Here is a 15,239-nt window from a genome sequence, read left to right as displayed (position 1 = left end):
TCTGCTAACGGGGCCGTCCGAGGCCGCCGAGGCGACGGCTCAGCCTGCTGAGGGCCCCCGGGCGGTTCCAGGCCCTGAACTCCTCCGCGCGGTGGGCCCCCGCACGCTCAAGGCCGCGCTCGACGGAGGCGGTGTCCTCGTCGGACAGCGCGCGCACGACCGGCCGCAGCACCTTGTCGAGCAGTGCGGTACGGGTCGAGTCCCATGCCCGGGTCGCGCCGGGCAGTGAGCTCCACGCGATGAAGCAGTCGGCCGTGTAGGCCGGGGAGGTACGCAGCCGGTCGCGTACCCGCTCCTCCTGGGCGGCGGTCGCGTACGCATCGAGCAGCCGCGGCTCGCCGCTGTGGATCAGGGCGTACAGCTCGCCCTCCGGCCGTTCCTCGGAGAGCAGCCGGCGTGCGAGGGTCCCGAACACCCGGGCCAGCAGGGCAGGTTCCACCGGCTCGGCCTCGGCGCGCAGCGCCAGCACCCGCTCGGTCCACGGATGACCTGCCCGGCCCGCGCCGATCTCGCCGGCGAACTCAAGGAGCAGCAGGGCGCCCCGTACGCGCGGCTCCAGTTCGTCGGGGAAGCAGCGCAGCAGATCATGGGCGAGCGCGGCGGCATCCGCGTCGTCGATGCCGGCGGGGGCGTCGGTGCCGGTGGTGGGGCCGTCGAGCGCGGCCCGTACCAGCGCCCGCCAGGTGCCCGCGGCGCGATGCGCGTCGGAGCCCGTCTCGCTGAGCAGCCGCCGCGCCTCGCCCGGTAGCGGGGCGCCACCGTCCCACACCAGCCGTACGGCCGTACGCAGCACCAGCGGATCGGTGAACGGCGAGACTCCGCAGGCGCGCAGCGCGGCATGCAGCGCGGCGAGGCCGTCGCCGCCCCCGGCGGCCGGAGTCCAGGGCGCACCGGCGCACATCCGCAGATGCGGCAGGGACTGCACCCCCGTGAGAGCCAGGGGCGTACGCCCGAGCAGCCGGACGGCGGCGGGCGGATCCTCGGCGGCGAGGGCGTCCAGCGCGCTGAGCAGCGCGGTACGCAGCTCGAAATGCTCCTCCAGGACGTCTTCCAGGACCGTGAGCGGATCCGGGCTCCCCGCGGTCTCCCGGACAGGATCCAGCAGGGAGCGGGCCAGCCGGTGGGCGAGACCTGGCAGCAGATCCGTACAGTCCACCCCGAGCGCGTCGGCGACACGCAGCAGCTCCACCGGCCGGGTGATGCCGGGGCCGGAGTCTGCGACGCCCGCGCGCAGTTCGGGAGCCAGACCGGCCGCGAGCCGCTGCCCGAGGTCTTCGGGGAGCGCGGTGAACAGCCGTGTCAGGGCGGTGAGTTCGGCCGTCGTCCGGTCCTCGGCGGTCGTCCGGAACGTCTCGACGAGCCGGCGCAGCCGGGCGTCACCCAGGGCGTGCGCGTGCGTGTGCGCCCAGTCGGCCGCCGCCGTACGGCCGTCGGCACCGGGGGCGAGGTCCGCGCAGAGGGCCACGACGGCCAGGGCGCCGGGGGAGAAGACACCACCCGGCAGCGCCGCCGCCTCCGTGAACAGCTCGGGCGCCCGGCCCAGCCAGACGCGCGCGGCGATCGCGGCCCAGATGTCCGTCGGCGTGAGTTCCGCGGGCACGGGGGCGGGGCCGGGCGCGGGGGCGGGGGCGGGGGCGGTGCAGTCGTGCACTCGGCAGCGGTGGTCACGGCCGTCCGGCTCCGGCGCGTCCCCGGGGAGTACGCCGACGATCCGCTGCCGGGCCTCGCGCGGCCGGCGCGTATAGGTGGTGAAGGTCAGCCGGTCGGCATGGTCGCGCGGCAGTACGGCACAGGCCAGCGCGATCCACAGGGCCACATCGGCGCTGTCGCGCTCCACGAGGACGATCCGCGCCGCCGGCTCCGCCGCCCGCGGCCCGGATGTCTCCTCCGTCAGCTCGCGCAGACTGGCCAGGAAGCCGGGGAGCCAGGGGCCGCGCGAGGCGGCGAACCCGACCAGCGCCTCCCGTCCGAGAAGACCCGACGGGGGAAGGGCCTCCAGCTGCGCCGGAGCCCCGTCGGCCGGGGCGGCGGAGGCCCACCGCGACGAGTTCCAGGCGGAGATGGGCAACCCTCCGCCCGGCAGTCCCGCGTCGGCCGGCAGCAGCACGGCATGGGTGTGGGAGCAGGCCACGCCACCGCTGCCGCCCGCTCCCGTGCCCGTTCCCGCGCTGGTACGCACCGCGCGGGCGAGCAGACGCGTGCCGTCCGAGAGCAGACTGTGACTGAACGCCTGGGGAAAGGCGGCGAGTTCGGCGGCGCCGGGGCGCTCGGGGGCGTCGCGCGGCGGCTCGTACCCGAGCAGCGGCTCGGCCTCTTTGAGCAGGGACGCCGGTATGCCCGGGGTGACCGCGGTGTACCGGGAGCCCGGTCCGTTCGGTCCGTTCGGTCCATCGGTTCCGTAGGATCCGTCCGGTCCCTGCGGGGCCGAGGTGTAGTGCAGCTGCGCCAGGCTCATGCGCCGGCCCCCTTCGTTCTTGCGTGCCCCGCCGTCAACCCGGTTCGGGCGGCGTCGAATTCGGCAGCACGAAGGTACCGTTCATCAGGGGGCCGCGCGCAGGGACCCCCGCCCCCGCACGGGCGGAGGCAGGGAATCACACCCGCGTTCGGGGGGTGTGCTGAACCCCGGATTCGGGGGGCTGCCCTCCTGTGCTCGCGGGCTCGGTGCGAGAGAGTGGACGTGCTGAGGAAAGCGTCGCGGAAGGTGAAGGAAATCCCATGAAAGCCCTGCTCTGGATCGTGCTTATCGGCTGCCTGCTGGCCAACGTGTACTTGAACTTCCTGGTGGACGACGGCGGGACGGAGATCGCGCTGAGCGTCGTGGCCGGGCTCGGAGTGGTGGGGTCCGGACTGGGTTTATGGCTGCTGCGGAAGTCCCCCTCCTGACAAACGGGGGGCGGGACCTGGCGGGAGGCGCCGGGCAGGGCCGTCGAGGGCCGTACGGGAAGACGCCGTACGGCCTTCAGTCTGTCCTCAGGTCTTTCCGGCCGGGCCCTCAGGCGGGCTGGAGCAGGTCCCAGCGGTTGCCGTACAGGTCCTCGAAGACGGCGACCGAGCCGTACGGCTCGTGGCGCGGCTCCTCCAGGAAGCGGACGCCGGCGGCCCGCATGCGCGCGTGATCGCGGGCGAAGTCGTCGGTGTGGAGGAAGAAGCCGACCCGCCCGCCGGTCTGCACGCCGATGCTCGCGCGCTCGGTGTCGTCCTTGGCGCGCGCCAGCAGCAGACACACGGAGGCCGCCGAGCCGTCCGAGCCGTCCGGACCGCCGCCGGTGGAGGGGCGCGGGCGGACCACGACCCAGCGTGAGCCGTCGCCACGATCGGTGTCCTCGATCAGCTCGAAGCCGAGAGCCCGCGTATAGAAGGCGAGCGCCTTGTCGTAGTCGTCCACGACGAGGGTGACCAGGGCGATGTAAGGCATGTGACGTACGTTATACGTATGACCGGTGGCCAGCAAGAGTGGGCGAGGAAGGGGATGACAGGATGCGGTCCGCCGCGTGGTGACCCGCTGCGACTAGGTCCTGTCCGGCCGATCTTCGCGGCCCGTGAAGATCGGCCGGACAGGGCCTAGCATCAGAGGTTGGGCGATCACCGGGACGGGTGATCACCGGACGAGCGGGCGGGAGGCGATGGTGTGGGGCTGTTCCGACGAGGGCCGAGGCGCGACAGCCGCGACGCGCCCCGGGACCTCGCGTTCCCCTTCTTCTCGGTCGACGAGGCCGCCCTCTTCCGCAGCCAGGTCCGGGAGGCCTTCGCCGAGCACGGCCTTGAGGTGACCCTCTACGCGGACCAGGTGACCGACAGCTCCGGCCGTCAGTTCGGGCTGGCCAATCTCGCCGCCGTCTGCCACCACGACGAGCGCGGCCCCCGCGTCTGGGGAGATCTGGCCCGGCGGCACGCGGGCATGGTGCTGCGCACGATGGACTCCCCGTCCGCGCTGGACACCCTGCCCCCCGAACAGATCCGGGCGCAGCTCTACCCCCGGGTGATCAGCGAGGACGGCCTCGACCCGCAGACGTTCGGCTATGCGCGCTCGGTCGCTCCCGGGCTGTACGAGGTGCTCGCCCTCGACCTCCCCGAGAGCGTCATGATGCTCACCGACGAGGCCCTGGAGCCGCTGGGCCGGCTCCAGCACCTCCGGGACCGGGCCCTGAGCAATCTCCAGGAGCTGCCCATCGAGGGGCACGAGACCGTCAAGGACTCCGACGGGATGCGCTTCGAGGTGCTGCTCGGTGACTCCTTCTACACGGCCAGCAGGGTCCTGACCCTGGACACCGTCGTACCGAGGATCACGGGCCGGCCGATCCCGCCGGACGGCGCGCTGGTGGCGATGCCCTACCGGCATCAGCTCGCCTTCCATGTCATCCACGACACCTCGATCATCCCGACGCTCAACGCCATGACCGCGTTCGCCGCCTCCGGGTACGAGGACGCCCCCGGGGCGGTGAGCCCGTATGTCTACTGGTGGCGCGCCGGGGCGCTCACCCAGCTGAGCACCAGGGACGCCGAGGGGCTGCGGATCGTCGTCGGGGACGACTTCCACGCGTTGCTGGAACGGCTGGCCCGCAAGGAGTCACCGGATGACCTCTGAGAAAGACATCCCGGTCCGCGAGAGATCGAGAAGGAGCACCCATGCCCACCACCGCCCCGCCCCCGCCCTTCACCGCTGACGACTACCGCGCCAGGCTGGCCCGCGCGGCCGGGTCCGCCGCCGAGGCGGGACTGGCGGGTGTGCTGATCGCGCCGGGCCCGGATCTCACGTATCTCACCGGGTACCGGCCGACCGCCGACACCGAGCGGCTCACGATGCTCGTCATCGCGGCGGGCCAGGATCCGGTGCTCGTGGTGCCCACGCTGGAGGCGCCGGACGCGGCGCGCGCCCCCGGCGCCCCGGCGCTCACGCTGCGCGACTGGACGGACGGCAAGGATCCGTACGGTGTGACAGCCCCGCTGCTCGACCCCGCCGGACGGTTCGGCGTCAGCGACAACGCCTGGGCGATGCATCTGCTCGGGCTGCAACAGGCGCTGCCCGACACCTCGTACACGGCGCTCACCGAAGCGCTGCCGATGCTGCGCGCCGTCAAGGACGCGCGGGAGCTGGACCGGCTCGCGGCCGCGGGCGCGGCTGCCGACGCCGCGTACGGCGAGATCCTGAAGGTCCGCTTCGCGGGGCGCCGGGAGAGGGACGTGGCCGCCGACCTCGCCGCCCTCCTTCTCGAACACGGCCATTCCCAGGTCGACTTCACCGTGGTCGGCTCGGGCCCCAACGGCGCCGATCCGCACCATGAGGCCGATGACCGCGTCATCGCCCACGGCGACATGGTCGTCCTCGACTTCGGCGGGCTCAAGTACGGCTACGGCTCCGACACCACCCGTACCGTCCATGTCGGCGAGCCCGACGCCGAGGAGCGGCGCGTCCACGATCTCGTACGTGAGGCGCAGCAGGCCGGGTTCGAAGCCGTCCGGCCCGGTGCCGCCTGCCAGGACGTCGACCGCGCGGCCCGCGCGGTCATCTCCGGTGCGGGGTACGGCGAGTACTTCATCCACCGCACCGGCCATGGCATCGGGGTCACCACCCATGAGCCGCCGTACATGATCGAGGGCGAGGAACGTCCGCTGGTCCCCGGCATGTGCTTCTCGGTCGAGCCCGGCGTCTATCTGCCGGGGCGCTTCGGTGTGCGGATCGAGGACATCGTCACGGTCACGGAGGACGGCGGCCGTCGCCTCAACAACACACCGCGTGAGATGGCGATCGTCGAATAGGTCACAGACGCCGCGTCCGGGGGGAGGCCGCGCCCGAGCCGGAATCAGCCGTCCGTCAGCACCACGCACGACTCGGGCGGCAGCCGCAGCACGCCGTCCGCGCCCGGGGGCTCCGTGGGCTCCCAGGACGCCAGTACCCGGGCCGCGTTGCCGAGCGGGATCAGCGCGGGCTCGCCGGAGAGATTCACCGCGACCCGCAGATCGCCCCTCCGGTACGCCAGCCAGCGCGCCTCCTCGTCGTACGCCACCCGGACCGCCGCCAGATCCTGATCGGAGAGATCCGGCTGGGTGTGCCGGAGGGCGATCAGCTCGCGGTACCAGGCCAGCAGGCGCGCGTGCGGTTCCTTCCCGGCCTCGGAGCGGTCCAGACAGGAGCGTTCCCGCGTCGCCGGGTCCTGCGGGTCGGGGATGTCCTCCGCCGGCCAGCCGTGCGCGGCGAACTCCCGGCGCCTGCCGGTGCGTACGGCCTCGGCGAGCACCGGGTCGGGGTGGTCGGTGAAGAACTGCCAGGGGGTGGTCGCGCCCCACTCCTCGCCCATGAACAGCATCGGGGTGTGCGGCCCCGTCAGGACGAGCGCGGCGGCGCAGGCCAGCAGCCCGGGGGAGAGGGTGGCGGAGAGCCGGTCGCCGAGCGCCCGGTTGCCGATCTGGTCATGGGTCTGGGCGTAGCCGAGGAAGCGGTGGGCGGGCGTTCTCGTACGGTCGACGGGCCTGCCGTGCGCCCGGCCCCGGAAGCTCGAATACGTACCGTCGTGGAAGAAGACCCGGGTGAGCGTCTTGGCCAGCGCGGCAAGCGGCTCGCGCGCGAAGTCGGCGTAATAGCCCTGGGATTCACCGGTGAGCGCCGTGTGCAGCGCGTGATGGAAGTCGTCGTTCCACTGCGCGTGCAACCCGAGGCCGCCCGCCGCGCGCGGGGTGGTGGTGCGCGGGTCGCCCAGATCGGACTCGGCGATCAGGAACAGCGGTCGCCCCAGCTCGGCGGAGAGCGCGTCGACGGCCGTCGACAGCTCTTCGAGGAAGGTCAGCGCGCGCCGGTCGGCGAGCGCGTGCACGGCGTCGAGCCGTAGCCCGTCGAGCCGGAAGTCCCGCAGCCAGGCCAGGGCGCTGCCCAGCAGATACGCGCGTACCTCGTCCGAGCCGGGGGCGTCCAGATTGACGGCCGCGCCCCACGGCGTGTGGTGGGTGTCGGTGAAGTACGGGCCGAAGCTCGGCAGATGGTTGCCGGCGGGACCGAGATGGTTGTGCACCACGTCGAGCACCACGCCCAGACCCAGACGGTGTGCCGTGTCGACAAAGCGCTTCAGCCCCTCGGGGCCGCCGTACGGCTCATGGACCGCCCACAGCGAGACACCCTCGTACCCCCACCCGTGGGTCCCGGGAAAGGGGCACACCGGCATCAGCTCGACATGGGTGATCCCCAGTTCGGCCAGCGGGGCGAGCCGTTCGGCCGCCGCGTCGAAGGTGCCCTCGCGGGTGAACGTACCGATGTGCAGCTCGTACAGGACCGCGCCGGGCAGATCGCGGCCCCGCCACGGCGTGTGCCACGCGTAGGCCGCCTGGTCGACGACGGCGCTCGGACCGTCGGGGCCGTCCGGCTGGCGACGGGAGCGCGGATCGGGCAGGACGGGCCCACCGTCGAGCGCGAAGCCGTACCGCGTACCGTCGGCGGCGGGCGCCTCGACGGTCCACCAGCCCGCCCGTGCCTGATCGCGCTCCATGGGCAGCCCGGCGGGCCCGTCGTCCGCCCGCCGGAGTACGATCCCGTTCCGCGCCTGCGGCGCCCACACCTCGAACCGCACGGGTGGTTCCCCCTCGTCGTCGGCACTGTCACTGTCCACTGCTCTCCGCCACACGGTGACAAATTCCATGGTGACAAGCGAGGCGGCGCGAGGCGCGGCGAAGGTGGTGAAGGTGGTGAAGGGGTGGGTGTGGCCGGGGGCGCGTACGGAGTCCCGGGAACTCCGTACTGTCTGGACACCTCAGGTCCGTCGGAAGGACAATCACGTCTGTGACGTCCTCCTTCGAGTTCCACACGTATCCCGCGCGGCTCTCCGACGCCGAGCGCGACCGTGTCCTCGCGGTACTCCGGGAAGGCGCCGCGCAGGGCAAGCTGTCGCACGACACCTTCCTGCGCCGGATGGATCTGGCGCTGGCCGCCCGCAGGGCCGATGAGCTGAAGCTGCTCACCGCGGATCTGGAGTCCGAAGGGCCTTGGTCCCGCCGGGTGTTCGGCACGGTGAGCCGGGTGTCCGCGTTCTCGCAGCGGCTGCGCAGGGCCTGGCAGGCGGAGCGGCTGCCGAAGCTGTTGCTGCCTCAGCCCGGCCCCTATCCACTGCGGATAGGCCGTGATCCGGTCAACGGGCTCCGGCTCAGCCATGACACGGTCTCGCGGCTGCACGCCGAACTGAGCATGCAGGGCGGGCGATGGATCCTGCGCGATCTCGGCTCGACCAACGGCACGACCGTCAACGGACTGCGGGTGACCACGACGGTCGAGGTGCGGGACGGCGATCTGGTGAGCTTCGGGACGATCGGCTTCCGGCTCGCCTCGCACTGAGCGGGCTCTCGCGTGCGAGAAGACGGACCCGGCCCGCCGTTCCGGTGGGGGCGGGGAACGGCGGGCCGGGCGCTTGGTGGTTCGGTGTCCGGAACCGCGCGGGTCAGTGAACGGAACAGGGCGATGCGGAGGCGGTGTCCGGCGGGCCTCCGGTGGCCACGTAACTGAAGGTGGTGGAGGCCCCGGCGGCCAACGAGCCGTTCCAGTCGGCGTTGTGGACCATCACCTCCTGGCCGCCGTAGGTGGCGTTGCCATTCCAGAGACTGTCCACGCGCTGGCCGCTCGGCAGCGTGAACTCCACCATCCAGCCGAGGATCGGGTGGCTGCCGGTGTTCTTCACCGTCACCTCCGTCTGATAGCCGCCCGACCAGGTGCCGGTGGTGGCGCGGGTGGCGGTGCAGGTGGCCGTGGGATCGGTGGGCGGGTCGGTCGGGTTCCCGGGGTCACCGACACCGGTCACCTCGCCCTTGCCACCGTCGAAGACCACATCGGAGCAGCTGTAGAAGGTCTCCTTGCTGTCCGAGCGCTCCCACACCATGTAGATGATGTGCCGGCCGGACTTTCCGCCGGGGAGGTTGCCGGTCCACTTGTAGGCGCCCTCCACCGTCCCGACGGGCCCGGTGACCTGCGGGTGGTCGACGGTCAGGAAGGGCGCCGGCTCCAGATCGGCCCAGGTGAAGGTCCTGGTGGGGTCGAACCCGTCCTTGGTGATGTAGACCCGGAACCAACCGGGGTGCGCCGCCCAGGCGTTGTACGAGAAGTCGAGCGACGCGCCCGAGGTCAGATGGGTCAGCGGCCAGTCGTTCCTGGCCAGGTCGAAGCCGGTGAACGTGGTGTTGCCGCCGCTGCACAACTGCCCGTCGGGGATGAAGCCCTGGGTCCGGCCCGCGCCGTCGGAGCGCAGCACGGAGAACCAGTTGTAGAGCGGGGTGGTGCCGCCCGCGGCGACGGCGGCGCGGCAGGCGGGGTTGATGGGTTTGATCTCACCGGTGCTGCTCAGGCCGTCCCTCCAGCACATGAACGTACGGCTGGCCGGCTGCATGGGGGTGCCGTGGGCGGACGAGGTCCCGCTGTTGCCGACGACCAGCAGCAGGGCGGGGAGTACGGCGAGCAGGACGAGGAGGACGGCTCTCCGGGGGTGCGACAGCCATCGGGGCCGTCGTGGGGGGTGCTTCATCACGCGAGTCCCTTCGACGTGATCATGACAAGTGAATGACCGGATGATTGGGAGCGCTCCCATTTCGGAACGTAGCGCGAGCGGCGCACCCTGTAAACGCTTCGTGTACGTAAAGGCCGCGCGGACAGATTTTTCGGCCGGTCCGTCAGTCGGCCGTCAGCAGCGCCACCGGATACTGGTCGAGCAGTTCCGCGAGCCTCGGCGCGCCCGACACCTCACGCCCCGTCAGCACATCGCGCCAGTGGCCTGGCGGCAGCGCCAGTTCCGTGGAGCGCCACCCTCCGGAGCGCTCAAGTCCGTACGGCAGCCGGGTGGTCACCGTGATCACGCGCCCCGACCTGACGAAGGCCAGACAGTGCGAGGAGGCGGGACCGGCCGCGGGCAGCGGGGCGTAGGTCCCCGACTCGCCGAAGAGCTCGGGCCGTTCACCGCGCAGCCGGAGCGCCGCTGTCGTGATCACCGTCTTGTCGTCCGGCGGCCCGGTCCTGAACGGTCGCCTGTTGTCCGGGTCCACCAGCGCGAAGTACGCGCGCTCCGTGCCCTGGTAGAGATCGGGCACCCCCGGCATGGTCAGCTGCACCAGCGCCGCGCCCAGCGCGCTCGCCCGCGCGTAGGGCGCCAGCGCGCGGCTGAGCGCCGCGACCGTACGCCGCGCGGGACCGGCGGGACCGGCCTCCACGAACGCGGCCACCGCCTGTTCGTACAGCGGCTCCGCCTCCGTCCAACTGGTGTGCAGCCCGGCCTCCCGTACGGACTTCAGCAGCGCGGGCACCATCCGCGAGCCCTCCGGGAGCACGCCCTCGGCGGCCGGGGTGAAGCCCACCGCCGTCTGCCACGCCTGCCAGGCCACCTGCGGATCCGGCGCCGGCGCGGGCGCGGCCCCCACCACCCGCTCCAGCAACTCGTCCCAGCGCTCCGGGCACTCGGACAGGACGGCGATCCCGGCCCGTACGTCCGCGCTCCGCTTGGTGTCGTGCGTCGTCAGTACGGTGCCGGTGGCCGGCCAGTCGCGCGCCAGCCGCGCGCAGTACGCGTGGAACCGCTCGGGGCTCACCGCGGGATTGCCCGGATCGCCGCCCACCTCGTTCGCGGAGATCAGCGGCACATAGCGGTAGAACGCCGTGTCCTCCACCGACTTGGCGCGCAGCGCGGACGCGGTCTGGGCGAAGCGCGCGCAGAAGGCCGTATGGTCCGGGCCCGTACCGAGCCTGCCGAGGGCCAGCTCCCGCACCACGTCCACGGCCGTCGCCTCCCGCTCCACCGGGAAGACCGTCTTCGCCTGCCGTGCGGCCTCCGCCGGGACCGCCGCCTCGGCCGCCTCGGGGCAGGGGCCGCCCGCCGTCGTGTAGGGGCGGTAGACGGGGACCCGTACCAGCAGCTCCCGGATCGCGGTGCGCAGCGCCCACGGCGCGTGGTCGCGCAGCGCGGGGTCGGCGGCGCAGACGCGCTGTGCCGTACGGACCAAGGTGGAGATCTCGGCGGCCAGTTCATGGAAGACGACCTTGTACGCGGCCCGGCGTACCGTCCCCTCCCAGTAGCCGCCCCGGTCCCCGACGGGCGCGGCGACATCGCGGTAGCGCACCTCAAGCGCCTCGGCGCCCACCGGGTCCGTGAACACCCCGTCGATGTGGCGCAGCGCGTCATATCCGGTGGTGCCCGCGACCGGCCACCCCGCGGGCAGTACCTCGTCGTCGGCGAGGATCTTCTCCACGACCGTCCAGCACTGCCCGGCCGTCGCGTCGTGCAGCCGGCGCAGATACTCCTCCGGATCGGCGAGACCGTCCGGGTGGTCGACGCGCAGCCCTTGGACGACTCCGTCCCGTACCAGTTCGATGATCTTGGCGTGGGTGGCGGCGAACACCTCCGGGTCCTCCACCCGCAGGCCGATCAGTTCGGAGATGGTGAAGAAGCGGCGGTAGTTGAGCTCGGTACGGGCCAGCCGCCACCAGGCGAGCCGGTAGTGCTGGGCGTCGAGCAGTTCGGGCAGCCCCAGGTGTTCGGTACCGGGCGCGAGCGGGAAGCGCTGGTCGCCGTGGTGCAGCACCCCGTCCTCGACACTCAGCCCGCCCGCGTCCAGCTCCTCCCCGATCGGCCCTGCCAGTACGGGCAGCAGCAGCTTGCCGTCGCCCGCCGCCCAGTCGATGTCGAACCAGCGGGCGTACGGCGAGTCCCGGCCCTCGCGCAGCACCTCCCAGAGCGCCTTGTTGTGCCGGGGCGCGGCGGCCATGTGGTTGGGCACGATGTCGAGGACGATCCCGAGACCGTGCTCACGCGCCCGGCCGGCCAGCCGCCGCAGCCCCTCCTCGCCGCCCAGCTCGGCCCGTACGGTGGAGTGGTCGACCACGTCATAGCCGTGCGTCGAGCCCGGTACGGCCTCCAGGACGGGCGACAGATGCAGATGCGAGACCCCGAGCGCGGCGAGATACGGGACGGCCTTGGCGGCGGCCGCGAACGGGAAGTCCGGCTGGAGCTGGAGCCGATAGGTCGCGGTGGGAGTCATACGATCGTACGTACCCCGCTTCTCGGTATCTGTGTCATACGGGATTCGTACGAGATCTGTGTCATACGAGGTCATGCGTGGTCACCCGAGGGAGCCGGTGGAGCCGGTCGGGCTCGTTGACCCCGCTGACCCCTCTGAACCCGCTGAGCCCACTGACCCCGGTACTGGTGGCCGGTACACGAACGGCGTCGTCGTGCTGAGCACCCTGAACCCGAGGCGCTCAAGGATCGGGCGGCTCATGTCCATCGCGTCGACATGGAGCAGGCGGTAGCCGCGCTCGGCGGCGATCCGGGCCCGGTGGGCGACCAGGGCGCGGTAGAGACCGCGGCCACGCCATTCCCGTACCGTCCCGCCGCCCCACAGCCCGGCGAAGTCCGTGCCCGGGGGCAGCTCCATCCGGGCCGCGCTCACGGGCGTGTCGCCCGCCATGGCGACGACCGCCACGACGGTCTCCGGGGCGGACGCGAGCTGCGCCGACAGCCGCTCCCGCAGCGCGGTGCCGTCCGTCCCGAACGCCCGCTCGTGGACGTCCGCCAGCAGCGCCGCGCCCGCCGCGTCGGTCACGGTGAGCAGCCGTACCCCGTCGGGCAGAGCGGGCTCGCCGGGCGTGTCCCCGGTCTCCCGGACCATCAGCGCTTCCGTGGCCCCGGGGGTGAACCCGGCCGCGCGGAGCCGGTCGGCGAGGCCGACGGGCCGGTCATGGGCGTACAGCTTCCACTCGAACTCACGCCCGAGCGAGGTGAAGTACGCGATCTGCGCGGCGATCGCCCCCGCGGCCGTGTCCTCGGTCAGCTCCGACCAGAGCACCCCGTGCCAGTCGTGCGCCGCGCCCGACAGGCGGACGACCTCCCCCACCCGTTCGACCCGGACGCCGGGGCCGTCGGGCCGCGCGTCCCGCCGCATCCGCCGGTCGAAGGCCGCCAGTTCCACATCGTGATCCATCCGGCCACTGGAACATCACGGGGGCGGCGCGGCAACCGGGTTTTCCGTGCGCGCCGCCCCTCGGTACGGATCCGGGTCCCGGTCGGGACCCATCCGGAGAGCGGGCCCTACGCCGGTCGCATCAGCACCGTCAGGCTGCGGCCGATCATCGTGATCCGCTCACCACCGTCGACCTTCTCGCCCTGCCCCGGGGTCACTCCCTCCGGCCGGGCCGTGTCCACCATGATCCGCCAGTGCTCGCCGTGGTTCACCGGCACTACGAACTCCAGCTTCTCCGCGCTCGCGTTGAACATCAGCAGGAACGAGTCGTCCGAGATGCGTTCACCGCGCGGCCCCGGCTCGGAGATCGCGCCACCGTTCAGAAAGACCGTCATGGCCTTGGCGTGCGCGGCCTGCCAGTCCTGCTGGGTCATCTCCTCGCCCTCCGGCGTGAACCACGAGATGTCCGACAGATCGTCGTGCGTCCCCTCCACCGGGCGCCCGTGGAAGAAGCGCCGGCGCCGGAACACCGGATGGTCGCGCCGCAGCCACACCATCGCCTGGGTGAACTCCAGCATGGTGGTGTCGGTCTCCACCCCCTTCTCCGGCCAGCGGACCCAGGAGACCTCGTTGTCCTGGCAGTACGCGTTGTTGTTGCCGCCCTGCGTACGGGCGAACTCGTCGCCGTGGCTGAGCATCGGGACACCCTGCGAGAGCATCAGCGTCGCGATGAAGTTCCGCATCTGGCGATTGCGCAGCTCCAGGATCTCCGGGTCGTCGGTGTCGCCCTCCGCCCCGCAGTTCCAGGACCGGTTGTGGCTCTCGCCGTCCCGGTTGGACTCGCCGTTGGCCTCGTTGTGCTTCTCGTTGTACGAGACGAGATCGTGCAGCGTGAAACCGTCGTGACAGGTGGTGAAGTTGATGGAGGCCAGCGGCCGTCGCCCGTCGTCCTGGTAGAGATCGGAGGAGCCGGTCAGCCGGGACGCGAACTCCGCCAGCGTCCTGGGCTCACCCCGCCACAGGTCCCGTACGGTGTCCCGGTACTTGCCGTTCCACTCCGTCCACAGCGGCGGGAAGTTCCCCACCTGGTAGCCGCCCTCGCCCACGTCCCACGGCTCGGCGATCAGCTTCACCTGGCTGACCACCGGGTCCTGCTGGACGAGGTCGAAGAACGACGACAGCCGGTCCACCTCGTGGAACTGACGGGCCAGCGTCGCCGCGAGGTCGAAGCGGAAGCCGTCGACATGCATCTCGGTCACCCAGTACCGCAGCGAGTCCATGATCAGCTGGAGTACGTGCGGGCTGCGCATCAGCAGGGAATTCCCGGTCCCCGTGGTGTCCGTGTAGTAGCGGGGGTTCTCGGCGAGCCGGTAGTACTGCGCGTTGTCGAGACCGCGGAAGGAGAGGGTCGGGCCGAGGTGGTTGCCCTCCGCCGTGTGGTTGTAGACGACGTCGAGGATGACCTCGATCCCGGCGCGGTGCAGCGCCCGTACGGCCTGTTTGAACTCCAGGACCTGTTCGCCCCGGTCGCCCCAGGAGGCGTACGCGTTGTGCGGGGCGAAGAAGCCGATGGTGTTGTAGCCCCAGTAATTGCCGAGACCGGCGTCGACCAGCCGGTGGTCGTTGACGAACTGATGCACCGGCATCAGCTCCAGCGCGGTCACGCCCAGTTCCGTCAGATGTTCGATCACCGCCGGATGGGCGAGTCCGGCGTAGGTGCCGCGCAGCTCCTCGGGCAGCTCCGGATGGAGCATGGTCAGGCCCTTCACATGGGCCTCGTAGAGCACCGTGCGGTGATAGTCCGTACGGGGCAGCCGGTCGTCGCCCCAGTCGAAGTACGGATTGACGACGACGGAGGACATCGTGTGGGGGGCCGAGTCCATGTCATTGCGCGAGTCCGGCTTGCCGAAGTGGTAGCCGTACACCGACTCACCCCAGTCGATACTGCCGCTGATCGCACGCGCGTACGGATCGAGAAGCAGCTTGGCGGAGTTGCAGCGGTGTCCGCGCTCCGGCTCATAGGGGCCATGGACCCGGAAGCCATAGCGCTGACCGGGCATGATGCCCGGCAGATAGGCGTGCCGTACGAAGGCGTCCGTCTCGCGCAGCTCCACCGCCGTTTCCGAACCGTCGTCGTGCAGCAGGCACAACTCGATTCGGCCGGCGACCTCGGAGTAGACCGCGAAGTTGGTACCGGCGCCGTCGTACGTGGCGCCGAGGGGATACGTCTGTCCCGGCCAGACCTGCATAGATACGACTCTTTCCATTTCTGATCCGGGTGCTGCGGGCCTCTGGAGAGGCCACGTGCCTGGATGGGGCGGCCTCTG

11 protein-coding genes are annotated in these 15,239 nt (G+C 71.7%); 4 read left to right on the top strand and 7 right to left on the bottom strand.

Features of this window, described 5'->3' with window-relative positions:
* Positions 1–4 precede the first annotated feature (4 nt).
* Positions 5–2,455, bottom strand: coding sequence for a GTPase-associated protein 1-related protein (locus tag M1203_RS02720; RefSeq protein WP_249947819.1), 2,451 nt, complete (start codon positions 2,453–2,455; stop codon positions 5–7).
* Positions 2,456–2,715: 260 nt separating this feature from the next.
* On the opposite strand from M1203_RS02720, the gene M1203_RS02715 reads away from it, so the two are divergent.
* Positions 2,716–2,883: a hypothetical protein gene (locus M1203_RS02715; protein WP_249947818.1), complete on the top strand. Its 168-nt coding sequence runs from the start codon at positions 2,716–2,718 to the stop codon at positions 2,881–2,883.
* A 109-nt stretch (positions 2,884–2,992) separates the two neighbouring features.
* Here M1203_RS02715 and M1203_RS02710 read toward each other — a convergent pair whose 3' ends face one another.
* On the bottom strand, positions 2,993–3,415 hold the full coding sequence (locus M1203_RS02710; RefSeq protein WP_249947817.1) for a VOC family protein: 423 nt from the start codon (positions 3,413–3,415) through the stop codon (positions 2,993–2,995).
* 213 nt (positions 3,416–3,628) lie between these two features.
* Between M1203_RS02710 and M1203_RS02705 the strand changes: the two genes are divergently transcribed.
* Positions 3,629–4,585, top strand: coding sequence for a hypothetical protein (locus tag M1203_RS02705; protein ID WP_249947816.1), 957 nt, complete (start codon positions 3,629–3,631; stop codon positions 4,583–4,585).
* A 41-nt stretch (positions 4,586–4,626) separates the two neighbouring features.
* Positions 4,627–5,757 (top strand): aminopeptidase P family protein, encoded by a 1,131-nt coding sequence (locus M1203_RS02700; RefSeq protein ID WP_249947815.1) that lies wholly within the window; start codon positions 4,627–4,629, stop codon positions 5,755–5,757.
* Between the two features lie 44 nt (positions 5,758–5,801).
* Here M1203_RS02700 and treZ read toward each other — a convergent pair whose 3' ends face one another.
* Positions 5,802–7,556, bottom strand: coding sequence for a malto-oligosyltrehalose trehalohydrolase (gene treZ / locus M1203_RS02695; RefSeq protein WP_249947923.1), 1,755 nt, complete (start codon positions 7,554–7,556; stop codon positions 5,802–5,804).
* A 209-nt stretch (positions 7,557–7,765) separates the two neighbouring features.
* Here treZ and M1203_RS02690 point away from each other — a divergent pair, with 209 nt between their 5' ends.
* Positions 7,766–8,314: a DUF1707 and FHA domain-containing protein gene (locus M1203_RS02690; protein ID WP_249947814.1), complete on the top strand. Its 549-nt coding sequence runs from the start codon at positions 7,766–7,768 to the stop codon at positions 8,312–8,314.
* A 103-nt stretch (positions 8,315–8,417) separates the two neighbouring features.
* On the opposite strand, the gene M1203_RS02685 is transcribed toward M1203_RS02690, so the two are convergent.
* The 4 genes from M1203_RS02685 to glgX form a co-directional block, all read right to left on the bottom strand.
* Positions 8,418–9,491, bottom strand: a complete 1,074-nt coding sequence (locus tag M1203_RS02685; RefSeq protein ID WP_249947813.1) for a lytic polysaccharide monooxygenase — start codon at positions 9,489–9,491, stop codon at positions 8,418–8,420.
* A 145-nt stretch (positions 9,492–9,636) separates the two neighbouring features.
* On the bottom strand, positions 9,637–11,991 hold the full coding sequence (gene treY / locus M1203_RS02680; RefSeq protein WP_249947812.1) for a malto-oligosyltrehalose synthase: 2,355 nt from the start codon (positions 11,989–11,991) through the stop codon (positions 9,637–9,639).
* Between the two features lie 81 nt (positions 11,992–12,072).
* Positions 12,073–12,933, bottom strand: a complete 861-nt coding sequence (locus M1203_RS02675) for a GNAT family N-acetyltransferase (RefSeq protein ID WP_249947811.1) — start codon at positions 12,931–12,933, stop codon at positions 12,073–12,075.
* 107 nt (positions 12,934–13,040) lie between these two features.
* Positions 13,041–15,161, bottom strand: a complete 2,121-nt coding sequence (gene glgX, locus M1203_RS02670; RefSeq protein WP_249947810.1) for a glycogen debranching protein GlgX — start codon at positions 15,159–15,161, stop codon at positions 13,041–13,043.
* Between the last annotated feature and the right edge of the window lie 78 nt (positions 15,162–15,239).

This window comes from Streptomyces sp. 35G-GA-8, assembly GCF_023534745.1.
Classification (GTDB): domain Bacteria; phylum Actinomycetota; class Actinomycetes; order Streptomycetales; family Streptomycetaceae; genus Streptomyces.
The sequence above is the reverse complement of the archived record's forward strand: the minus strand, read 5'-3'. Positions and strand labels throughout refer to the sequence as shown.